The sequence below is a fragment of the Phenylobacterium montanum genome (assembly GCF_018135625.1).
In the GTDB taxonomy this organism is placed as follows: Bacteria; Pseudomonadota; Alphaproteobacteria; order Caulobacterales; family Caulobacteraceae; genus Poindextera; species Poindextera montana.
Genome location: NZ_CP073078.1, coordinates 2,404,207 through 2,426,015, shown reverse-complemented (window position 1 = coordinate 2,426,015; position 21,809 = coordinate 2,404,207). Strand labels below are relative to the sequence as shown.

Sequence of the window (21,809 nt, the reverse complement as noted above, 5' to 3'; positions counted from 1 at the left end):
CGGGCCACGAACGGTCTTATACTCAGACAAATAACGATCCTTCGACGCAGAGCGCAAGGGTAAATCGGACCTTCGGGAGGATCACGGCATGGCCGTCAGCGTCGTCAGCACATCACCCAGGCCCCCGGTCGAGCCCGGCTCTGCGCGATCCTACCGGCCGGCGCTGGCGTTGCTGGCCAGCCTGTTTTTCATGTGGGGCTTCATCACGGTCATCAACAACACGCTGCTGCCGCACCTCAGGAGCGTGTTCGAGCTGAACTACACGCAGACGACGTTGATCGAATCGACCTGGTTCGTCGGCTATCTCGTGGCCTCGCTTCCTGCCGCGAAGCTGATCGAACGGATCGGTTATCAGCGTGCGCTGGTGATCGGGCTGGCGGTGATGACGATGGGTTCGGCCGGGATGATCCTTGCCGCCAGCCTGCCTTCCTATGGGGTCACGCTCGTCTCGCTGTTCACCGTCTCCTGCGGCATCGCACTCTTGCAGGTTGCAGCCAATCCCTATGTCGCGGTGATCGGCCCGCCCGAATCCTCCGAAGCGCGCCTCACGCTGGTGCAGGCCTTCAATACGACCGGCGACGTTCTGGCGGTCGTCTTCGGGCGCTACCTGATCCTCAGCCGCACCACGGCGGGTACTTCCGCCGAGGGCGTCCAACTTTCCCATGCTCAACGTATGGCCGATGCGCAGGCGACCGAGCTGCCTTATTTCATCGTCGCACTGGTGCTCGCGGCGCTCGCCGTGGTCATCGCTCGGGCTCACCTGCCCGCGCTGGGCGCGGCCACCCAACGCACCAACGCCGAGCAGCGCCGGAACCTGTCGCTCTGGAGCCACCGCAACCTTATTCTCGGTTGCGGCGCGATCTTCCTTTATGTGCTGGCCGAGATCGGGGTGGGCAACCTGTTCATCAACTTCGCCTCGCAGCCCAGCGTCGCCAACATCACCCATGAGAAGGCGGCCTTCTACCTGACCTTCGTCTGGGGCGGCATGATGGTCGGTCGCTTCGCCGGAGCCTGGATCATGCGCAATTTCGCGCCGGACCGGGTGCTGGCTTTCTTCGCGCTTGGCGCCCTCCTCTCAGCGCTCGCCGCCACTATCCTCCACGGACCGGCGGCGATGTATGCGCTGATCGTGGTGGGGCTGTTCCATTCGATCATGTTCCCCACGATATTCGCCCTCGCCATCCGGGGCCTCGGCCCGCTGACCGAGGAAGGCTCGGGCCTGCTGATCATGTCGATCGCCGGCGGCGCGCTGGTGTTCATCCAGGGCGCCATCGCCGATAACTATGGCATACAGACGGCTTTCGTCGTGACGGCTCTTTGCGAACTTTACGTGCTGTTCTACGCCCTCTGGGGCTCCAAGCCGACCCACGCCCTGGCCGAGGTGGCCCTGGACGCAGAAGCCTGACGGGCGGCTGCGGGGTCAGAGCGCCCTGACGCTCACCTCAACCGCATCGGCCCTGGCCAGGGCGTTTCTCAGCGGCAGGCGGAACGGCGCGGCCTCGATCTCGAATAGGTCGCCGTGTTCCGTGCGGACGCCGTCGGCGAACGAGAGGGTGGCCGTGCCGAAGAAGTGGACGTGCACATCGCCAGGGCGGCGGAAGCCAGCATATTTGAAGTGGTGGCGCTCGAGATTGGCCAGGCTGTGGCTCATATGCGCTTCGCCCGAGCGGAACGGGCGGCTCCACACCACCTCGCCGCCGCGCCGGATGCTGCTCGTCCCTTTGACCGACGCCGGCAGGGCGCCGGTCAGCAGCTCAGGCCCCAGGGCCGCTGGACGCAGCTTCGAGTGCGCCAGCCACAGATAGTTGCCCCGCTCGGTGACGTGGTCGGAGAATTCGTTGGCCAGGCAATAGCCCAAGCGCACGGGTTTTCCAGCCGCATCGATCAGGTAGATCCCCGCGATCTCCGGCTCTTCGCTGCCGTCCAGGGCGAAGTCGGGGGAGCGCAGCGGCGCCTCGGGGGCGACGATCGACGAGCCGTCGCCCTTGTAGAACCACTCCGGCTGGACACCGATCTCGCCGGCGGCCGGCTTGCCGCCTTCCAGGCCCATGCGGAACATGCGCATTGAGTCCGTTTCTTGCTCTCCCGCGGCGGCCTTGTGCATCTTGTCACGGCCTTCGGCCGAGCCCAGATGGGTCAGGCCGGTGCCGCTCAGCACCAGGTGCGCCGGATCAGGATGGTCGATCGGGGCCAGTATCCGGCCTTCTGTCAGCTCGCGCCCCAGGTCGATCTCAGCCCCGTTGGCGTGTCCGGCGGCGAGAGCAGCCAGGGGCTGGTTGGTCGCCAGAGCAGCCTGGGCCAAGTCGTAGAGGGTGGCGTAGCCGACGATCAGCCTGGCGGCTCCATCATCGTGCGCGACGGCGAGGCGGCGGTCGCCGCTCTCGGCGCGAAGCTGCAGCAAATGCAGGCTCATGGTCGTCTTTCCCGCTCTCCGCCGCCGTCGATCACCAAGTTTCGCCTATTCCTGACTGATAATACTCATACAAATAAACGAAACAAGCTTGCCGACATTCCGATCAGCGTTCGAGCCCGAACCGGGTATCCTCCTGAGCCAGGGCGATGAGGTCGCGCATCGCATCGCGCGCGGCGTCCGGGCCGCCGGCGGCGATGGCGTCGAACACCCGCCAGTGGTCGGGGAGGGGATCGCGCGGCAGCTTGCGCCGGCGCTGCTTGAAGATGGTTGTCCAGCGAACGGCCGCGCCGATACCGCTCGCCAGGGTGATCAGCGGAGCGTTGTAAGTGGCCTCGATGACCGCGTCGTGGAAATGGCGGTCGGCGACCTGACCGTCCTCGACCGCCAGGCCGTGCCGCTCCATCTCCTGCAGCGCTCGGCGCATTCGGCTGAGATCGTCCGGCGTGCGCCGCTCGGCGGCCAGAGCTGCGGCCGCGGGCTCCACCACCATGCGCAGTTCGAAGATGTCGCGCAGAAAGCTGGGGCTAGGCTCCCCGCTTTCGAAGAACCAGGCGAGCACGTCCGGATCCAGCAGACTCCAGCGCTTCTGATCGCTGACCCTGGTGCCGGTCTTGGGCCGACTCTCCACCAGGCCCTTGGCGGCCAGCATGCGCACCGCCTCGCGATAGGCGGTGCGCGAAACGTGCAACTGCTCGCTGGAGTGAATCTCGTTGTCGAGCACTTCCCCCGGCTTGTACACGCCCGACACGATCGCCACGCCCAGAGTTCTGGCGATCGCGCCATGCAGCCGCTCGCCCGAGCCGCTCGCTTTCACAGGTTTGCGCCGCTTGACGATGGGCTTGGTCAATGACTTGTGGTCGTTCAATATCGCCTTCTCCACCGACGCCTCGCGCTTTCCGAATAGCGGCCAGCATAGTCAGACAATTCGGCGCGTCGACGACAGAGTGAATCATGCCTGATCGCCAGTTGCTGTCGTCAGCGGGGCGCGATCTACAGCTGTGCCCGCTCCCCGGTAGCGGCCTTAAGGTTGTGGCCCTTGCTGCAAGTGTTTACAGCGTACACCTCGATGTGTACGGTGTATGCAAATGACTCGAGACCGACTTTTCGCAGCCGCCAGGGAGATTTTCGAGCGAGAGGGCCTTGGCGGTCTCTCTGTGAGGGCGGTGGCGCGGCATGCGGGCCTGTCGCCTATGGCGATGTACCGCCATTTCGCGGACAAGGACGCGCTTCTGGACGCCCTCATGCTGGACGGCTTCGCCGCCTGGGAAGCCCGGGTCGGCGCGATCGAGGCCGAGGATCCGCTCGAATGGCTGCGGCGGCTGTTTTCGGCCTATCTGGACTTCGCCCTTGCGGATCCGCACCGGTTCGACGCCGCCTTTCTCCTCCCGGCGCGTGGCGCGCGCAAATACCCCGAAGACTTCTTGAATGGCCGATCACCGGCGATCAGCATGATCGTGGCGCGGATCAAGCAGGCCATAGACACAGGCCGGTTCGCCCCAGTCGAGCCGCTCGATGCGGCGCTGACGCTCGCCGCCCTGGCGCAAGGTTATGTCACCATGCAGCGAGCCGGACGCTTTGGCGATGAAGCCTATTTTCGCCATAGCTTCACGGCGGCCTGCGAGCGAGGCCTCGCATTGTTCAAGATCGACCCGTACGGCGCGCCGGGCGGGCGTGGCGCCCACGGCGCCGCCCAGCATCGCAAATGACGCCCCTCATCGATCGAACCCATCACTTGGGAAGTACGGGAAGGTTCCATGAACAACGTCCTGGGCCCGGTTCCAGATCTCTGGTCGGCAATTTCCTGGCGGCCCCGCCTGGTTCAGCATCGCCAACTGCATTTGGGGCGCGTCCTGTCGTGCCTAATCTTTGCGATCAGCCTAAATGCTTCGCCGGCTTGTGCTCAGGCTGTCGAAACCGCGCTCGAGCACGCCCGGATCTATCCCTCGCCGGATGCGGCGCCAATCTCCGACGGAACCATCCTCATTCGAGGCGGCAAGATCGCAGCCGTCGGCCCGGCCGATGAGGTGCGGGTCCCAGGCTCGGCGCGGGTGATCGACGCCACGGGCGAGGTCGTCGCGGCGGGTTTCTGGAACAGCCATGTTCACATCATGCCCACCGAACTTCTGGGCGCCGACAAGGCCCCGGCAGCGAGGCTTCAAGGCGGCCTTGACCAGATGCTGAACCGCTGGGGTTTCACCACGGTGTTCGACATCGCCTCGGCCACGGCCAATACCCTGGCCCTCCGCCGCCGTATCGAGTCCGGAGAAATCGCGGGACCGAAGATATTGACTGTCGGCGACCCGTTCTTCCCGGAAGGGGGTACGCCGATCTACGTCCGCGCATACCTCAAGGCCCATGGCTGGCAGGACGAGGAGGTCTCCAGCCCCGAAGCAGCGGCGGCGCGCGCCAGGAGCCAGCTCGACCGGGGGACCGACGGCGTGAAAATCTTCGCCGGCGCCATCGTGGGCGGCAAGATCGGCGTCCTGCCCATGCGGACCGACATCGCCAAGGCCGTGGTCGCCGTGGCGCACAGGCGCGGCAAGCCCGCCTTCGCCCACCCCTCGAACTTCGCCGGGATCAACGTCGCGATCGACTCTGGCGTCGACGTGCTGGCCCACACGACGGCCATGGAGGGCGGCATAGACCAAGGGCCCTGGCCGCCCGAGATGATCGCTCGAATGCGCGCCCACAACATGGCCCTGATCCCAACGCTCATGCTGTTCGACGTCGAGATGAAAAAGGAGGGCGGCGTACCGCCGGAAGCCTTCGCGGCGACCTTCGACCGGATCGTGTCGGAGGTCAGGGACTACGCCGCCGCCGGCGGTCAGATCCTCTTCGGCACCGATGTCGGCTATATCGACGCGTACGATACGACCGAGGAGTTCCAACTGCTCTCTCGCGCGCTGGACTGGCGGATGATCCTGAAGTCGCTGACGACCGCGCCCGCCGAGCGGTTCGGGTTCGCCGACCGGAAAGGTCGGCTCGCCCCAGGAATGGACGCGGACCTCGTCGTGTTGGACGGGGATCCGGCCAAGGATGCGACGGCCTTTAGCCGGGTGCGCACCACAATTCGCGAGGGACGGATCATTTGGGGCGGCGGTTAGCCAAGGGGCCGCAAATTCGCGCGCGCCAACTCGCCTTTGGCCGGGCCCAGCCGGCCGCTCGCCACTAGCCGCCATGCCGGCGGACCGTCTAAGGCAGCGCCAGTTCCTCCGATGCAGACATCCCGCTCGGCATGCCAGCGCGAACGTTCACGCCGTCATGATGCTCAAACCGGTCGGCGTTTCGTAACCTGGAGGTCTCCGACCGGGACCGCTCAGCCGGCCTTGCACAGGGCGGCTTTGGCGAATTTGCCGGCCTCGTCGCGACATTTTCCTTTGGCGTCCAGCTTGTAGATATGGGCGACCTTGCAGTTCTCCGCCTTCGCAAACTTTCCGCTGGCGTCGTGACACTTGCCCTTATCGTCCAGTTTGTAAGGGCCGGCGGCGAGGCTGAGGCCAGGCGCGCCCATCAAGAGGGCGACAGAGATTACGGCGGCGATCGTTGAGCGCATTGGTTAGTCCTCCCAGCAATTACGGCACCCTCCCATGGCCATGGCAGGGCCACAACAGGGTCTTTGACCTCTCCGGCTAGTCGCCCATGGGCTGACGCTAGCTTTCTCCGCGCCTCCGAGCTAGCAGACCGCCCCATGATCCGCCTCGACAACATCTCCAAGCAGAACGGCCACCAGATCCTGTTCATCGACGCCTCGATGGGCGTTCAAAAGGGCGAAAAGGTCGGGCTTGTCGGCCCGAACGGCGCTGGCAAGACCACCTTGTTCCGCATGATCACCGGTCAGGAGCAGTCCGATGACGGACTGGTCGCGATCGATCCCGGCATGACGATCGGCTATTTCAGCCAGGACGTCGGCGAAATGTCGGGCCAGAGCGCGGTCGCCGCGGTGATGGACGGCGTTGGTCCCGTCAGCGCGCTGGCTGTCGAAATGGCCGAGCTCGAAGCCGCCATGGTCGATCCGGACCGCGCCGACGAATTGGACGCTATCCTCGAGCGTTACGGCGAGGTGCAGGGGCGTTTCGAGGAACTGGACGGCTATGCGCTGGAAGCGCGAGCGCGCGAGGTGCTGGCCGGCCTGAGCTTCAGCCAGGAACGCATGGATGGCGATGTCGGTCTGCTGTCCGGCGGCTGGAAGATGCGCGTGGCCCTGGCCCGCATCCTGTTGATGCGGCCCGACGGCATGCTGCTGGACGAACCCAGCAACCACCTCGACCTGGAAAGCCTGATCTGGCTTGAGGCCTTCCTCAAGACCTATGACGGCGCTCTGCTGATGACCTCGCACGACCGCGCCTTCATGAACCGCATCATCGGCAAGGTGGTGGAGATCGATGGCGGCTCGCTGATCACCTATTCGGGCGATCTCGACTTCTATGAACAGCAGCGCGCGCTCAGCGAACAGCAACGCCAGGCGCAATACGAGCGCCAGCAGGCCATGCTGGCCAAGGAAATCAAATTCATCGAGCGGTTCAAGGCGCGCGCCTCGCACGCCGCCCAGGTCCAGAGCCGGGTGAAGAAGCTCGACAAGATCGAACGCGTCGAGGCGCCGCGCCGTCGCCAGTCGGTCCAGTTCGAGTTCAAGAGCCCGCCGCGGTCAGGCGATGATGTGATCAGCATGCGCAATGTCCATAAGGGCTATGGCGCCCAGCCGATCTACCAAGGCCTCGACTTCCTGGTGCGCCGCAAGGAGCGATGGTGCGTCCTGGGCGCCAACGGCGCGGGCAAATCGACCCTGTTGAAACTCGCAGCCGGCGCGGCTGCGCCCGACCAGGGCGCCGTCAGCATCGGCGCCAGCGTCAAGATGGGCTATTTCGCCCAGCACTCCATGGATCTGCTGGACGGCGAAGAGACGATCTTCGAGTCTCTGGACGGCTGGTTCCCGCAGGCGGGCCAGGGCGCGCTGCGCACCCTGGCGGGGTGCTTCGGCTTCTCCGGCGACGATGTGGAAAAGCCCTGCCGCGTCTTGTCAGGCGGCGAGAAGGCGCGCCTGGTCATGGCCAAGATGCTGTTCGATCCGCCGAACCTTTTGGTGCTCGACGAACCGACCAACCACCTCGACATGGCGACCAAGGAGATGCTTGTCGGGACCCTGGCGGACTTTGAGGGGACCATGCTCTTCGTCTCGCACGACCGCCACTTCCTGGCGGCCCTGTCCAACCGCGTGCTGGAACTGACCCCCGAGGGCGTCCATCAGTACGGCGGCGGCTATACCGAATATGTCACCCGCACGGGCCAGGAAGCGCCGGGGCTGCACCCGGCGGGCTAGGCGGCGTGAAGGGACGGCTCGACGAGAGCAGAAAGTCGTCGGCGCCGTCCCTTGGAACGGCAAGGTCCCGGTGCGGATCGAACCTCCGGTCTTGGCGGATTTCGTTGAAGATTTCGGCTGGGCGGCGATCTCAGCGGTGTCGGCGCAGCTTTTCCGAAGACCAGCCAGGCGTCCGCTTATCGCACCGGTCCGTCCACGAGCCTGATGATCGGCTCACCACACCCATTCGGGACGAACCGGACCCCATGCTGAGGACCCTCCGCGACTGGAGGCGACCCCTCTTCAGGGCCTCGCCGGCCGGAGCCTGTTCACCAGTTCGCCATTCTGCATCACATCGATCCTGGCGCAGTCTGGCCAATCTCTCAGGAGTTGGCGCGCATAGGCTAGTGCTTGGGCCTCGTCTTCCAGGGCGCGTGACTTCAACAGGGGCTCTCGGTCCGGCTGGTCAACGCGGAATTCGAAGGTGTGCATGGTCGCCACGATAGCACAGCTTCGAGGCGGCCAATTCAAATGTCCGCGAACGCGGGCGCGCCGCCTCTCGAAAGGATTAGACTCTACCGCGAGCGAGCGGTCGCCACCCGGGCCCGAATTCGGCGGCGGGGCGCCCCTACGCCGCTGAGCTGGTCGCCGCCTCATCGGGATCGCGCAGCGTGTAGCCGCGACCCCAGACGGTTTCGATGTGATGCGCGCCCCCGCTGGCGTCGGCGAGCTTCTTGCGCAGCTTGCAGATGAAGACGTCGATAATCTTCATTTCCGGCTCGTCCATGCCGCCATAGAGGTGATTGAGGATCATCTCCTTGGTCATGGTCGTGCCCTTGCGCAGGGCCAGGAGCTCCATCACTTGGTATTCCTTGCCGGTCAGATGCACGCGGCTGCCGCTCACCTCGACGGTCTTGGCGTCGAGATTGACGATGATGGAGCCCGTTTTGATCACGGACTGGGCATGGCCCTTTGAGCGACGCACGACGGCGTGGATCCGGGCCACCAGTTCATCCTTGTGGAACGGCTTGGTCAGATAGTCGTCGGCGCCGCCTGAAAAGATGCGCACCTTGGTGTCGATCTCGGTCGAACCGGACAGGATCATGATCGGGGTGTGGATCTTGGCCACGCGCAGGGTGCGCAGCACCTCCATACCGCTCATGTCGGGCAGGTTCAGGTCCAGGAGGATCAGGTCGTAGTCATAGATCTTGCCGAGGTCGACGCCTTCTTCACCGAGGTCTGTCGCATAGACGTTGAAGCCCTCCGCCTTGAGCATCAGCTCGATGCTCTGGGCGGTCGCGCTATCGTCTTCGATCATCAGAACGCGCATCTGGTCTTCCTCGCACTTCCGGCGTCCCTGGAGCTGCCGTCGCCCAGGTCAATCGAGACCGCTTCGGCGACCCCTGGTTCATTAGGGCCGGTTCAGGCTTGATTAATTATGAATCTCGCCGCGACCGAATTACGCGGTTGAAGGGGTTCGGCGACCAGAGCGATGGTGCGGCCGAACCCCAGCGAGTGTGCGATGCGGCAGAGCCGCTAGGCCAATACCTTAAAGGAAATCGCTATCGAGCCCTTGAACGATTGTGCGGCGCAACATAAGTCTATGGACGTGGCGCGTCCCTGACGCGCCTGCCCTTCCTGGGCGTTTCCTCCCTATGAACTGGCCGCGCTGCAAAGCGCGGCCTTTTTTGTTCGCGAGGCCTCAGTGCAGCGCCCGGTTCAGCAGGGCCGCCATGCGCACGCCAGCCTTTTCCAGCTGCAGGGCGACATCCCGCTTGGCCATGGCCTGATAGGTCTCAGTGAGGGCCTTAGCGCCATGGTCGCTGCAGGTTGGCCTGGTCGGCAGCGCGTAAGCATCGCGCTGCGCGATCTTGAACGTTTCCATCGCCCAGGCGCGCGGATCGCCAGCCGACCATGTCCCGACCCGCTCCGGGCTCGTCCGATCATCAAGTTCGGCGGCGATCGCCTCCGCCGAGCCGCCCAGCGACCCGACCGCCCCGGTGTCCCAATAGGCGTGCAGATTGGCGGCGTGGCCGTCTGGGGCCGGGTCCAGGCCGATGCAGTTGCCGCCCTTGTCCATATGGTCGGCCGCATGCAGCGGCTGGTGAAGGTCGCCGACGAAATGGATGAGGAATTTCAAGGCGAGCAACCGCTCGTTCGGAGAAGTCGATGGACTGCGCAATTCCGCGGTGAACTGCTCGATCTTGGCGACGACGCAAGCCTGCGCCGGGCCTTGGCTCGCCAGTTGTCCTGGGGCCAGCGGTGCAAAGCCGTAGCAGGCCGCTTTCAGGTCGGGGTGGTCGATCTCGATGTCGGCGAAGTGCCAGGCCGCGGTCTCGCGGTGGGCGCTGCGATATTTGTCTGCCCAGTTGGTCCGGCCGGCGAAATCCCGCGGAGTCAGCGGATCGGTGTCGGCGGCCATGATCGCATCGACCCTGGCGCGCGCTGCCGGTGTGAGATGGCGATAGGCGATCAATCCGGTGACCCTGTGGCCAAGCTCTCCCCATGCAGCGGCGCGGCCGGCCGTGGCGATCAGGGAGCAGGCGGCGAATAGGGCGCTGACAACTCTCATCCCATGACCCTAGGCCCCAAATTTGAAGACCGCGCGACCGTGACGCGCCGAACCTCATCCGTAGTCTGTGAGAAAGTCCCGCCGCGTGGTTTATCCGCGGCGAGATGGTGACGAGGCTGGAGTGCGCCTTTGGAACTGGATGATGACATTGACTCCGCCGAGCTTGAGCGCCTGGCGGCCAGGCTGGAGAAGAGCGGCCGCTACCGGGTGCTCCGAAAGCTGCAGCCACGGCGGACCCTGATCGAGCCGGATGGCTCGAGGACCCGGCAGGGCCTGTTCGTGGATGTCGAAACCACCGGCCTCGATCCCCAGAGCGATGAGATCATCGAACTGGCCATGGTCCCGTTCACCTATGGGCTGGACGGCCGGATCTTCGCGGTCGGCGAGGTCTTTCGCGCGCTGCGGGAGCCCTCAAAGCCGATCCCGCCCGAGGTCACGGCGATCACGGGCATCACCAACGAAATGGTGGCCGGCCAGGCCATAGATCCGGCCGAAGTCACCCGCTGTGCGGCGCCCGCGGCGATCGTGGTGGCGCACAACGCCGCCTTCGACCGCCGCTTCCTGGAGCGCTTCTGCGAGACCTTCAACACCAAGCCCTGGGCCTGTTCCATGACCGAGGTCGACTGGGCGAGCGAGGGCTTCGAAGGCGTAAAGCTACCCTACCTCGCCACAGGCGCCGGCTTCTTCTACGACAAGCATCGCGCTGAACAGGATTGCCTCGCCGCCATAGAACTGCTGTCGCGCCCCTTGCCGCGGAGCGGCCAGTTGGCTTTCGCCAAGCTGCTCGAGCATGCGCGCCGCCCAACCTGGCGGATCTGGGCGGTGAACTCGCCTTTTGACCTGAAGGAGATCCTCAAGGCGCGCGGCTACCGTTGGAACGGGGAGGGGACGGCTTCGCCGAAGGCTTGGTACATTGATGTCGCCGACGCCGACCGTGAGGCTGAGCTGAACTTTCTCCAGGCCGAGATCTACCGCGGCGAGATCCATCTGCCGGTGCGCCGCATCGAGGCGCACGATCGCTTCTCCGACCGGATCTGATCTGTCGCCGTAGGCGCTTATCTCCGCCATTGCTCCATGCGGGTCGATCACCTCGGGCTCGGATCAAGCGGACCGCGTACGGGCGTTGGCCTCAATCAATTGCCCGATCATCCCCACGATGGGCTTGCCCGGCCGTGGAACTTATGCAGAACATCCCTGCCATGGGCGCCAAGAACCTTGACCGCATTCCCCTCGCCGAATGGCGGCGCACGGTGGAGACCGTCTGGGACATGCAGCAGGCGGGATGGGAGGTCATCTCGCGCTGTCGGACCTGCGGCCTGACCATGCTGGTCGATCTGGACCTGGTGGGCTGGACGCTCGGACCACGCACCAGCCTCTGGAACAAGCATCCCCAGTGTCGCCGCCTGGGATGCCAGGGCGTGGTCGATTTCCAGGCCAAGGTCCCGCGCCGCGGAATCTTTGAGGTTCTGGCGGCGGAGTGGCCGCCAGGGAAGGACCCAATGCCCACAGGGACGGCGACCATAACCGTCGCCGAGATCATCATTGGTCCAGGCCGCATCGGCGCGGAATGCCGGCCCTGCGCCTGGAAGCGGGTGCTCTCGCCGGCCGAAACCATCACCACCTTCGGCCTCGGCGCGACCCTGGACCAGGTTCAGGCTGGTCTCCGGCGCAAGTGCCCCAACCCAGAATGCCGGGCGACCGTTCGCGTCGGCAAAGCCCGGCGCGGCCGATAAAGAAAGACCCTCGTCAGGCAGTCGCTCATGGCCAAGACAGATCCGCCCTCGACGCTCAAACGCCCCCCGGCGAAGATGATCGCGGGCTTCCATGCCCGACAGGTCGGCGCGGACACCGTGCGCACCTTCCTGCAGAACGGCTGGTCGCTGGCGATCTGCTGCAAGGCCTGCCCGCGGGTCGTCGAATGGACGCCGCCAAGACTGCAGGCGATTTTCGCCGAGCGCCTGGATCTCAAGATCGCCGCACTCGCGCCAAGGCTCGCCTGCACCGGAGAGGATGGGTGCGGATCCCGCGAGGTCGCAGTGTTTCCGCACGCCTATGACGGCGACTGGACCTGGCCGCCGCCAGCCCCTCAGGCTTGATCAGGCCGGAACGGCGTCGTCCTGCCGGGATCCGACCGCCACGATCTTCAAGGCCCCGTCCGGCAGCGGGCGCTGCAGGTGTTTCACCTCATCCCAGGGCGCGCCGCTCATCCAAAGGTCCCGCTCGGCCTCCTCGGTGAGGATCACCGGCATGGCCTTGGCGTGATAGGTCTTCACCGGTTCGGCCGAGTCCGTGGTCAAAAAGCCGAAGGCCTCGATCTCCTCCCAACCTTTGCTGATCATCCGCACGCACGCATGCGGCGTCCAGATGCCGGCGAAGAACGCCAACGGTCGACTGTCATCCAGGGCGAACCAGATGTTCTTGCGGGTTCGCTCATGGTCCTGGTCGGGCTCGGCGAAGGAGGTGAAGGGAACCAGGCAGCGATTGGCGGGGCCAAGCCAGGGCCGCCAATGCGCATTGGTCTTTCCCTGGGCGTTGCTGGTGTTGCGGACGTTCGTGGTTCCCTTGTCGGGCTCCATCTTCAAGAGCTCGGTGAAATCGACCTCCTTGCCCTTGGCTCGCAGCTTGTCCGCACGGTCGCTGGCGGCCTTGTACAGCGCCTGCTTTGAGCTCGGCATGCCCCAACGCAGATTGCGCATCTCGCGCGATCCGTCTGCGGTCTTGAGAATTACGGGCGCCAGATAGTCGGGATAGACGCCGGGCATCGGCGGCTGGTTATTGTTGCGGTCCGTCATGGCCCGGGCCAGGCGCGCCGCCTCGGCCCTGGCTCGCATGATCGCATAAAGATTGCACACCGGCCGGTCTCCGACGCAGGATCTCAGGGTCGATCAAGCTTGTTGGGCGAACGCGCGCTTTGCAACCCACGACTCGGCTTCAAAGATTGCGGATGGCGCAGGTCGGCTTCGCCTGCGCCTTGGCCATGGCTGCGGCCGCGGCCGGCGCGGTTGTTGTCATGGCGGCCCGCCAACCGACGCCTGCAGAACAGATTGCGCTGACCATCCAGAAGGGGGCGGATTTCAACGGCGAGGAGTAGGGCGCCCCCACGGGCGGACCGCCCGCGGCTGGGCCGCGAAGCGCGGGGACCGGATCCCCGCCAGGCTTAAGCCCAGGATCAGACACTTCCGCGCCCCATTGTGAACGTGCTCGGAGCTCAAGGTCGGTTGTTGCGCTGATCCGGAGTTGCTCGTGATCCGTTTTCGATTGCTCGCCCTGATGTTGGCGCCCGTCCTCGGCCTGGCCGCGCCAGCCCTGGCGGAGAACACGATTCTGCCGGGCTATTGGGAAAGCCGGAACCACTCCGAACTGCTGATCAGCCAGGACAGCACTGACCGCAAATGCATCACCCCGGCCCAGGTCGAAGCCTATCTGACCGGCCCCACCAACCGCCACTACAGCTGCACCTACGATCACCGTGCGGTCGGCGGCGGCTCGGTCAATCTGGCCGGCCAGTGCGTCGACAAGAACGGCCTTCGCATGAGCGTTGGCATCTCTGGGACCTACACGCCGGAAAGCTTCCATCTGAAGGCCAAGCTGCACACCATCTTTGCGAGTCTTCCCATCGATGGGGCGGCGAGCATCGACGCCCATCGCGTCAGCGCCGACTGCCCGATGGCCAAGCCCTAGGCGCCGAAGCCGCCCGAACCGGCATCGGCCAAAGCCCTTCGCGCCGCACAGGCCCAAGACGCCGTCGACCGAGACTTTAGCCTTCCGAGCCGCTGCCGCGATCGGAAGACCAGCGGAGGGTCTTTTCCAGCAAATCCGCAGGCTCGATAGGCTTGGAGATGTGGTCGCTCATGCCGGCGGCGCGGCAGGCCTCGAGGTGGCTTTCCAGTACGTTCGCACTGATCCTCCGGTCCCTTGGCCATGAGGCGAAGGTGGTCTGCGATGGACTCGAAACCACGCGCGCCGTCATGGCGAGCGAGTTCGACCTCTTCCTGATGGTCGTCGGTATGCCCAGCATGGATGGACTGGCCGCCACGCGCCGGATCCGCGAATTTGAGCGCGACGGGTTCCGTCGGCCGTACGCGATCCATTGCGCGACCTCGCATGGCGCTCCGGAAGACTTCGAGCGGTCGGGCCAGGCCGGCGCCGACGGCCATCTCACCAAGCCCATCGATTTGGCCAAGCTGGTCCGGGTCATCGGCGCCTGTCGCCGGGCGCCGGATGGGCTTTGGCAGCCTAGTCCTGGCCGATCCTATGCAGCCGGCTCGGCCAGGCCGCGAGCCACCGATTTCCAGCAGGCTGTTTAGGGCGCTTCACCGTTACAGCCCCGTACGGCTTTATACGCAGGCCGAAGGCGAAAGGCGCGCGCGGTCTGAATCAGGTGAAGGTCTCGTCCTTCGGCTTGATCGGATTGCCCCCACTCACGCCTTCCTTGGTCACAACGTCTTCGAATTTCATTTTGAGCGTCTTGCGAGCTGGTTTGACCGGCTCGCCAGGTTGCCGCTTTGTCGCCGGGGCTTTGGCGGCAGCAACAGCTTCGATCTTTTCAGCGGGAGCGGCGGCTTTTGTTGGAGGTTCAGGCGCTTTGGGAGCAAGGACAGGCGCAGGGGGGGCGCCGCGGCCGCCTTGGCCAAGCCCCATATCCTTCGCCAACTTAGAGCGTGCCTCGCTATAGGTCGGCGCGACCATCGGGTAGTCCTTCGCGAGGCCCCAACGCGCCTTGTAGGTCTGCGGCGTCAGCCCGTGCGCCGAGTTTAGGTGGCGTTTGATAGAGGCGAACGACTTTCCGCAATCGAGGCAGATGATCCGCTCACCGGCGATGCTTTTGCGGATCGACACCGCAGGCGTCAGGGCGACGGTTTCGGGCTCAGCCGGTTTGTCAGCGCGGGCCAGGGCGGCGAAGGTGCTTTTCACGATGCTGGAAAGCTCGGCCGGATGAACCCGATGATTGCCGACGTAGGCCGCGACAATCGAGGCGGTGAGTTCGATCAGTTCGGCAGGTTCGTCGGCCATCGTCAGAGCCTCAAGGTTGGGGAGCGCGGATCATAGCTGAGTCGAGTGGGGCGGCCAGGTTGCGGGTGTCGCCATCGACCGAGAGGGGGCCGTAGCTGCTCCCCCGGAGTTCCGCCTAAAGGCCGATCGCCGCTGGCCCAGCTTGAGCGGCGCTCGACCAGAATGGAGCGCGGGCGACGGATGATGTAGGACCCACCAGCTTTCTGGAGGCTGCGATGGAAGGTCCAACGTCCCACTTCTATTTTTCCCAGCGCCTGCGACTGCACTATGTCGACTGGGGCAACGAGGGCGCGCCGCCCCTGCTGCTGCTGCATGGCGGACGCGACCATTGCCGCAACTGGGACTGGGTCGCGGACCGGCTGCGGGGTCGCTATCATGTCATTGCCCCGGACCTCAGGGGCCACGGTGACAGCGCCTGGGCCGTCGGCGGCGGATACGACCAGCCGGCCTACTTCTATGACCTCGCCCAGTTGGTTCATCAGAAGCAATTGGCGCCGGTGACCATCATCGCTCATTCCCTCGGAGCCGGCGTGGCGCTGAACTATTGCGGCGCCTTCCCCGACAAGATCAGCAAGGTGATCGCCATCGAGGGGCTGGGCCCGTCGCCGCAGATGATCGAAAAGATGGCCGAGGTCACCGTCGACCAGCGCCTGCGCACCTGGGTGAAGGACCGGCGGGAGACGTCCGGCCGAACGCCGCGCAAATACGCCACGCTCGAAGACGCCGTCGCCCGCATGGCGGAGGAAAACCCCCACCTCAGCGACGAGCAGGCGCGCCATCTGACGGTCTATGGGGCGCACCAGAACGAGGACGGGACCTATTCCTGGAAGTTCGACAATCATGTGCGTTGGGGCGGGGACGTTGGCGGGCTGTCGCACGAAGATCAGCATCGCCTGTGGAGGTGCATCACAGCGCCCGTGCTGCTGGTGCGCGGGTCGGAGTCCTGGGCCTCGGATCCGGTCCTGGACGGCCGCATCCAGCATTTCCAGAACGCCCGCCTGGTGAATTTCGAAGGGGCAGGTCATTGGGTCCACCACGATAGGCTCGACGATTTCATGCGCGCGGCGGACGCATTTCTCGCCGGCTAGGCCTGCCAGAACGCCCAGTGGCGGCCGGGTCGTTTGTCCGCGCCAAGCTAGGTTAGGCCGACCTACGCCTGCTCGCCAGATGTCGTCGTTGGACATGGCAACCCTACGGCTGGGCCAGTTCCCTGGAAGCCGTCGTAACGCTCGGCGGAGGATGGCGCTGAGCCGCCTTTTCGGCCGACTTGACTGTGACGCCTAAGGTCGCAGAACTCCCCAAGACAATGCGGTCGGAGATGGTGGAGAAGGTTATGACAGCGCCAGGGACACTCGAGTTGCTTATATCGTTGGAGCAGAAAATTATTGATCCTGCGATGCGCCATTCACCGCAAGTACTTCCCGGGATCTTGTCGGACGATTTTCTCGAATTCGGCGTCTGGTCAAATTTATCATAAGGAATCCGTAATTTCGGCCTTAGCCGCAGAGAACGTCGGCGCGTGGGCGGAGATGGCGAATGACGGATATGAACTTAGACCCCTCGCCAAGGGTGTGGTCCTGTTGACTTATAGCCATGTCAGGACACGAGAAGGCGTCCCAGATGCCCGCTCGTTGAGAAGCTCTATTTGGATGCTGATCGGCGATCGGTGGCAGTTGGTCTTTCATCAGGGCACGCCCACACGTGCCGAATGATGCTTGCCGGGGACTGGCCAACAAACCTTCCTGCTCTTCCTGCGCGACCCAGCAGCATTCATCAAGGTCACCGCTTGTGGCGCATCTTCGCCGACAGTCCCGGCGGGGCTCGCCAATACCTGTCATAGCAACTGCTCGGTCGGATTCAGGCGACTTGCTCCAGAGCGGTCATGACCGGGGGCGTAGTTAGGGGGCGCCTTTTCGGGTCTCCGCCGTTGGCAAGCTACCGGGGCAGTGGCCGCGATCCTGACAATGATGATTCCGTCACGTTGGAAAGGCGCGGGCGAGCAGCGGCTCCACGTCGAGCCCGGCTGGATCGATGCCGCCGATCACCCGGCCCCAGTCGGGCGCGAAGCGGGTGGCGATGAAGCCGTCGGCGACGAAGCTCGGCGCACGCTCGCGTAGCAGGGCCGCTTGAGCGACCAGGACTAGGCGCTGGGCGATGCGCCTTCCGCGCCCCTCCAGCACCTCCGGATCGCCGGTCAAAAGGTCCCTGAGCGCTGCCAGCTCCGCGCGGATGGGCGCCTCGCCGCCGCCCGAGGGGGCGAGGTCGTCCAGCAGGGCCGTGGCGGATTCCGGCTCACGCGCCATCGCACGGATGACGTCCAGGCACATGACGTTGCCCGATCCCTCCCAGATCGAGTTGACCGGCGCCTCACGATAGAACCGGCCCATCACGCCGGGCTCCACATAGCCGTTGCCGCCCAGGGCCTCCATCGCCTCGCCGCACGCCTCGACAGCGCGCTTGCAGACCCAAAACTTGGCCGCCGGCGTCATGATGCGCTTCCAGGCGCGCTGGGCCGGATCATCCCCGGCCTCGAACGCTTCGGCCAGGCGCATGGCCAGCACCAGGGCCGCTTCGCTCTCCAGGGCCAGGTCCGCGAGCACCGCGCGCATCAGTGGCTGGTCTGCAAGCGCGCGTCCGAAGGCCCGGCGCTTGCGGGTATAGGCCAGCGCCTGCACCAACGCCTGCCGTAGCATCGCGGCGCTGCCGACCACGCAGTTCAAGCGCGTATAGCCGGCCATCTCGATAATGGTGGGGATGCCGCGGCCGGGCTCACCCATCAGCACGCCCCAGGCGTCCTCGAACTCCACTTCGCTGGAGGCGTTGCTGCGGTTGCCGACCTTTTCCTTCAGGCGCTGGACGCGAATGGCGTTGCGCGAGCCGTCGGGGCGGTAGCGCGGGACGAAGAAGCAGGAGGGCGAGCCGTCCGGCGTCTTGGCCACGACCAGATGGGCGTCAGAGGTGGGAACGGAAAAGAACCATTTGTGGCCGCGCAACAGGTATTCGCCGCCGCGCCCGCCGACGCCGACCGGCGTCGCCGCGGTGGTGTTGGACCGCACGTCAGAACCGCCCTGCTTCTCGGTCATGCCCATGCCGATCCAGATCGAGGCCTTGTCGCGGATCGGCAGGTCGCGCGGGTCGTAGCGGTCGCTGTAGAGCTTGTCGCCGACGGTCGCCCACAAGGCCGGCTCCTTCTGCAGCAACGGAATCGCCGCCTGGGTCATGGTGGCCGGACAGAGGGTTCCCGCCTCGATCTGGCCATGCAGGTAGAAACCCGCCACCCAGGCGCCCCAACGCCCGCGCAGCTCATCGCGGAACGGGAGGGAGACGAGCCCTCGGTTGCGATAGAGCTCCAAGATCGCGTGCCAGCTCGGATGAAAGGACACCTGGTCGATCCGCCGGCCGCGAGCGTCATATCGCTCGAGTTCAGGCGTCAAGCGATTGGCGTCCGCCGCCATCCGCCAGGTCTCCGTCCGGCCGAGCTCGGCGCCGTAGTCGCCCAGGGTGTTGGCGAACCAGTCCCCGCCCACGCGGGCAACGGCCTCGACCAATGCCGCGTCGGTGGAGAAGAGGTCGTAGTCGACCAGTTCGTTGACCTGATTTTCGATCTCGTGAGTGCGCCAGTCCATCGCTGTCCGTTCCACGGCTAGGGTCCGATCGAAACCACGTTATTGTTCCACCAACGCCCTACCGCGAGAACTCAGTGCGCCGGCGCGGCCGAGGCTGCGGACGGTGTCCGGCATTCCTTCAGCCAGGCCAGCGCAAAGCCGAAGCCGGCGAAGGCGTAGAGGCCCACGTCGGCCCAGCCCATCGTGTTCATCACCCCGGCGAGCATGCCCGGGACGGCCAGGCCGAGGCCGATCAGGTCGAACACGGCGACCGCGCCCACCAGCGCCGATTTCAGCGCGCCCCGCGGCGTATTGCGGGCCAGGACCTGAACCGCGCCGATCTCCAGCAGGCCCGCGCCGAACAGGTGGGCCAGGAACACGCCCGACGGATCGAGGCTCATGCCGTACAGGTGAAGCAATTGGGCCGGCGCCGCGACCATACCCGCCCCGAAAACGAGATTGATGGCGCCCTTGGTCGTGAGCATGAACTTGGAAATAGGCTGGTCGGACATCTGTGACCTCCCTGTTGGTGTTGTTGGGTGTCAGAACGAGTAGTCGAGGTTGGCGCCGAACATGCGCGGCGTGCCAACGTGCATGTAGTTCAGGTTGAACGACTGAACCTTGATGATCGAGTTGTAGTAGTGCTGGTCCAGCAGGTTCTTGGCCCAGAGGCTGACGCCCCAACGGTGGTCGGATGACCTGAAACCGAGATTGCCGTTGACCAGGCCATAGGCCTTCTGCGCCTGGGCCTCGCCGTTGAAGACGTCAAAATACTGCTTCGAGGTGATCACAGAATCGCCATGCAGGGCCAGCGTGCCGGCGCTGAGGTCGGCGATAGTCCAGTCGGCCCCGATCGTCGTGTTGATCTTGGGCGCGTTGGCCAGTTGATGGCCCTTGAGGTCCTGGCCCAGCAACTGCCCCTCTTGGATTTCGGAGCTGAGCACCCCCAGCCCGAGGTGCAGGCTGAGCGCATGGGTAGGGCGGGCGGTCAACTCGAGCTCGCCCCCATCGACCGTCGCCTTGGGCAGGTTCACCAATTGCTGCAGCAAAGTCGGCGTGACGTTGATGAACTGCATATTCTGGTAGTCGTAGTGGTAGGCCGACAGGTTCAGCGTCATGCGCCGATCGAATAGCTGCAGCTTGGCGCCGCCTTCGATGTCGCTGAGCGTCTCCGGCTTGGCGACAGTGACTTCCGCCGGGGAGAAGAAGCCCTGGGCGTTGAAGGCGTCGCCGCGATAGCCCCGGCTGAAACTCAGATAAAACAGCTGGCCGCTCGAGGTCTTGTAGTCGACGCCGGCCTTGCCCGAGACATTGCTCCGCTTGAAGCGGTTCGCGCCTTCCGCCGCAACGTCGCTGGGCTGGACCAGATAGCCCAGGAAGTTCCCCTGAACGTCCTGGAACTGGGACTCGAAGCCGCCCAGACGGCCGTCGTCGCGTGTGTAGCGCAGGCCGCCGCGCAACGTGATGTGGTCGGTGAGCCTGTACTTCATGTCCGTATAGACGGCGGTGCTGGTCTTGATCTGGGTGAAGCTGTTGCCGACCCTGCAGGCGACCGGGAAGCCGGCCAGGCAGTCCTGGGCGTTGATCACCCCGTCGCCGTTGACGTCGATGTCGGCGTAGAGCGTGTTCATCGTCGCGTTGTAGATTTCCTCGCGGTTGAAATAGGCGCCGAGCATGAAGTCGAACGGCCCGGTGAAGTTCGAGGTCAGCCGCAGGTCCTGGGCGAACTGCCGGGCGCGGGCGAAATAGCTGATCTGCAGGGCCTGGTTGGGCGCGCCGTCAGAGGCTTCCGGTATGAACAGCTTGCCCCAGTCCCACGCGGTGATCGTCGTCAGGGCCAGGTGATGCGGCAGCTGGATGTCGCCGTGCAGCGAGGCCGACCAGGTCTCGGCGAGCCGTCGGGCGGTCTCGGCGTTCTGGACCGTATCGGGGCCCAGGTTCGCGGGCGGAACATAGCCCTGAAGGCCGAACAGGTTGTAGACCGGCCCGCCGATGCCGGTTGAGTCCAGCGGCTCGCCCTTGATCCCGTAGTTGATCGGGTTCTGCCAGCTGCCCGCGATCCTCAAGGTGAACTCCGAATTGCTGGTCGGCCGGGCCAGCAGGCTCAGGCGACCGGCGTAGCCGTCGAGGGCATCGAGCTTCGGCTTGCCCGGCAGGGCGTCGCTCATCCACCCGTTCGCCTTTTCGGCGGTGAAGGCGAAGCGGCCGGCGAGCTTGTCGCCCAGGAGCGGGCCGTTGACGTCGCCCGATGCCTGCCAGTGATTGTAGTTTCCATAGCCGACGCTGAAGTCGCCGCTGGGGGTGAAGGTCGGCTTGTTGGAGATGATGTTGATCGCGCCGCCCGTTGTGTTCTTGCCGTAGAGCGTGCCTTGCGGCCCTTTCAGCACCTCCACCCGCTGCAGGTCGAACATGCGAATGCCGAGGAGGGCAAAGGCGCTGGCGTAGGTCTCGTCGAAATAGGTGGCGACCGGGCCATCCTGGCTGAGGCTGTAGTCCGACATCGAGACCCCGCGCAGGGCGAAGATCGGCGTGCCCTCGCCATCGGGCGAAGTGGCCTGCAGCGAGGGGACGAACGAGGTGATGTCGTCGACCTTGGCGACGTGCTGGTTGCTCAGCTGAGCGCCGGACAGGGCCGAGACCGCGACCGGCACGTCCTGCAGCCGCTCGGTCCGCTTCTGGGCGGTGACCACGACTTCGCTCACAGTGTCGGCGCCCGCGGGCGATCCGCTCGCTGGCGCCGCGGTCTGGGCGAAAGCGGCGTGCGCGACGCCCAGCATCAATAGCGTCGCCAACGGCGTTGCGCCGCGCAGCAGGCAGGATTTGGTCACGGTCAGCCTCCCCGAGCCGTTCGGCCCGATTTGTTGGATTGGTTTTCTGCGGCTCACGCCCGTTCGCTCGGCGCGGGGCGGA

The 21,809-nt window shown here is 65.2% G+C and carries 22 protein-coding genes and 1 pseudogene; 13 read left to right on the top strand and 10 right to left on the bottom strand.

Annotated features, from left to right (window positions below):
* Positions 1 to 88: 88 nt before the first annotated feature.
* A complete protein-coding gene (locus KCG34_RS10900; RefSeq protein ID WP_211940376.1) occupies positions 89 to 1,405 on the top strand; it encodes a sugar MFS transporter in 1,317 nt (438 codons plus the stop codon).
* Between the two features lie 15 nt (positions 1,406 to 1,420).
* Here the strand turns inward: KCG34_RS10900 and araD1 are convergent, their stop codons facing one another.
* Together araD1 and KCG34_RS10890 are read right to left on the bottom strand one after the other, a co-directional pair.
* Positions 1,421 to 2,413: an AraD1 family protein gene (gene araD1 / locus KCG34_RS10895; protein ID WP_211940375.1), complete on the bottom strand. Its 993-nt coding sequence runs from the start codon at positions 2,411 to 2,413 to the stop codon at positions 1,421 to 1,423.
* 103 nt (positions 2,414 to 2,516) lie between these two features.
* Entirely contained in the window at positions 2,517 to 3,260 is a 744-nt protein-coding gene (locus tag KCG34_RS10890; RefSeq protein WP_211940792.1) for a FadR/GntR family transcriptional regulator, read from the bottom strand.
* 232 nt (positions 3,261 to 3,492) lie between these two features.
* Here KCG34_RS10890 and KCG34_RS26160 point away from each other — a divergent pair.
* The 3 genes and pseudogenes from KCG34_RS26160 to KCG34_RS10880 form a co-directional block, all read left to right on the top strand.
* A pseudogene (locus KCG34_RS26160) lies at positions 3,493 to 3,594 on the top strand (TetR family transcriptional regulator); the annotation flags it as partial.
* Between the two features lie 15 nt (positions 3,595 to 3,609).
* Complete coding sequence (locus KCG34_RS10885) at positions 3,610 to 4,119, top strand: TetR/AcrR family transcriptional regulator (RefSeq protein WP_249138303.1); 510 nt, start codon at positions 3,610 to 3,612, stop codon at positions 4,117 to 4,119.
* A 48-nt stretch (positions 4,120 to 4,167) separates the two neighbouring features.
* Positions 4,168 to 5,517, top strand: coding sequence for an amidohydrolase family protein (locus tag KCG34_RS10880; protein ID WP_211940373.1), 1,350 nt, complete (start codon positions 4,168 to 4,170; stop codon positions 5,515 to 5,517).
* Positions 5,518 to 5,729: 212 nt separating this feature from the next.
* On the opposite strand, the gene KCG34_RS10875 is transcribed toward KCG34_RS10880, so the two are convergent.
* Entirely contained in the window at positions 5,730 to 5,966 is a 237-nt protein-coding gene (locus KCG34_RS10875) for a hypothetical protein (protein ID WP_211940372.1), read from the bottom strand.
* A 135-nt stretch (positions 5,967 to 6,101) separates the two neighbouring features.
* On the opposite strand from KCG34_RS10875, the gene KCG34_RS10870 reads away from it, so the two are divergent.
* Positions 6,102 to 7,730, top strand: a complete 1,629-nt coding sequence (locus KCG34_RS10870; protein ID WP_211940371.1) for an ABC-F family ATP-binding cassette domain-containing protein — start codon at positions 6,102 to 6,104, stop codon at positions 7,728 to 7,730.
* Between the two features lie 607 nt (positions 7,731 to 8,337).
* Here KCG34_RS10870 and ctrA read toward each other — a convergent pair.
* Positions 8,338 to 9,039 (bottom strand): response regulator transcription factor CtrA, encoded by a 702-nt coding sequence (gene ctrA / locus KCG34_RS10865; protein ID WP_211940370.1) that lies wholly within the window; start codon positions 9,037 to 9,039, stop codon positions 8,338 to 8,340.
* A gap of 372 nt (positions 9,040 to 9,411) precedes the next feature.
* Complete coding sequence (locus KCG34_RS10860; protein WP_211940369.1) at positions 9,412 to 10,281, bottom strand: S1/P1 nuclease; 870 nt, start codon at positions 10,279 to 10,281, stop codon at positions 9,412 to 9,414.
* 129 nt (positions 10,282 to 10,410) lie between these two features.
* Here KCG34_RS10860 and KCG34_RS10855 point away from each other — a divergent pair, with 129 nt between their 5' ends.
* From KCG34_RS10855 to KCG34_RS10845, 3 genes are all read left to right on the top strand, one after another.
* Positions 10,411 to 11,319, top strand: coding sequence for a 3'-5' exonuclease (locus KCG34_RS10855; RefSeq protein WP_446686565.1), 909 nt, complete (start codon positions 10,411 to 10,413; stop codon positions 11,317 to 11,319).
* Between the two features lie 143 nt (positions 11,320 to 11,462).
* Positions 11,463 to 12,014, top strand: a complete 552-nt coding sequence (locus tag KCG34_RS10850) for a hypothetical protein (protein ID WP_211940368.1) — start codon at positions 11,463 to 11,465, stop codon at positions 12,012 to 12,014.
* A 27-nt stretch (positions 12,015 to 12,041) separates the two neighbouring features.
* Complete coding sequence (locus tag KCG34_RS10845) at positions 12,042 to 12,377, top strand: hypothetical protein (RefSeq protein WP_211940367.1); 336 nt, start codon at positions 12,042 to 12,044, stop codon at positions 12,375 to 12,377.
* On the opposite strand, the gene KCG34_RS10840 is transcribed toward KCG34_RS10845, so the two are convergent.
* On the bottom strand, positions 12,378 to 13,133 hold the full coding sequence (locus KCG34_RS10840) for an SOS response-associated peptidase family protein (RefSeq protein ID WP_211940366.1): 756 nt from the start codon (positions 13,131 to 13,133) through the stop codon (positions 12,378 to 12,380).
* 92 nt (positions 13,134 to 13,225) lie between these two features.
* Between KCG34_RS10840 and KCG34_RS10835 the strand changes: the two genes are divergently transcribed.
* From KCG34_RS10835 to KCG34_RS10825, 3 genes are all read left to right on the top strand, one after another.
* Positions 13,226 to 13,372 (top strand): hypothetical protein, encoded by a 147-nt coding sequence (locus KCG34_RS10835; RefSeq protein ID WP_211940365.1) that lies wholly within the window; start codon positions 13,226 to 13,228, stop codon positions 13,370 to 13,372.
* 152 nt (positions 13,373 to 13,524) lie between these two features.
* Positions 13,525 to 13,962, top strand: a complete 438-nt coding sequence (locus KCG34_RS10830; RefSeq protein WP_211940364.1) for a DUF3617 domain-containing protein — start codon at positions 13,525 to 13,527, stop codon at positions 13,960 to 13,962.
* Between the two features lie 170 nt (positions 13,963 to 14,132).
* Positions 14,133 to 14,588: a response regulator gene (locus tag KCG34_RS10825; RefSeq protein ID WP_249138302.1), complete on the top strand. Its 456-nt coding sequence runs from the start codon at positions 14,133 to 14,135 to the stop codon at positions 14,586 to 14,588.
* Positions 14,589 to 14,658: 70 nt separating this feature from the next.
* On the opposite strand, the gene KCG34_RS26155 is transcribed toward KCG34_RS10825, so the two are convergent.
* Positions 14,659 to 15,294, bottom strand: coding sequence for a Ros/MucR family transcriptional regulator (locus KCG34_RS26155; RefSeq protein WP_211940362.1), 636 nt, complete (start codon positions 15,292 to 15,294; stop codon positions 14,659 to 14,661).
* A 215-nt stretch (positions 15,295 to 15,509) separates the two neighbouring features.
* Between KCG34_RS26155 and KCG34_RS10815 the strand changes: the two genes are divergently transcribed.
* Both KCG34_RS10815 and KCG34_RS26150 read left to right on the top strand, forming a co-directional pair.
* On the top strand, positions 15,510 to 16,382 hold the full coding sequence (locus KCG34_RS10815) for an alpha/beta fold hydrolase (protein ID WP_211940361.1): 873 nt from the start codon (positions 15,510 to 15,512) through the stop codon (positions 16,380 to 16,382).
* Between the two features lie 297 nt (positions 16,383 to 16,679).
* Positions 16,680 to 17,006: a nuclear transport factor 2 family protein gene (locus KCG34_RS26150; RefSeq protein WP_211940360.1), complete on the top strand. Its 327-nt coding sequence runs from the start codon at positions 16,680 to 16,682 to the stop codon at positions 17,004 to 17,006.
* Positions 17,007 to 17,270: 264 nt separating this feature from the next.
* On the opposite strand, the gene KCG34_RS10805 is transcribed toward KCG34_RS26150, so the two are convergent.
* Genes KCG34_RS10805 through KCG34_RS10795 form a run of 3 tightly spaced genes read right to left on the bottom strand, consistent with a single transcriptional unit; the run spans position 17,271 to position 21,727 of the window.
* Positions 17,271 to 18,935 (bottom strand): acyl-CoA dehydrogenase family protein, encoded by a 1,665-nt coding sequence (locus KCG34_RS10805; RefSeq protein ID WP_249138301.1) that lies wholly within the window; start codon positions 18,933 to 18,935, stop codon positions 17,271 to 17,273.
* Between the two features lie 56 nt (positions 18,936 to 18,991).
* A complete protein-coding gene (locus KCG34_RS10800) occupies positions 18,992 to 19,411 on the bottom strand; it encodes a hypothetical protein (RefSeq protein WP_211940359.1) in 420 nt (139 codons plus the stop codon).
* Between the two features lie 30 nt (positions 19,412 to 19,441).
* Complete coding sequence (locus KCG34_RS10795; protein ID WP_211940358.1) at positions 19,442 to 21,727, bottom strand: TonB-dependent receptor; 2,286 nt, start codon at positions 21,725 to 21,727, stop codon at positions 19,442 to 19,444.
* Positions 21,728 to 21,809 lie beyond the last annotated feature (82 nt).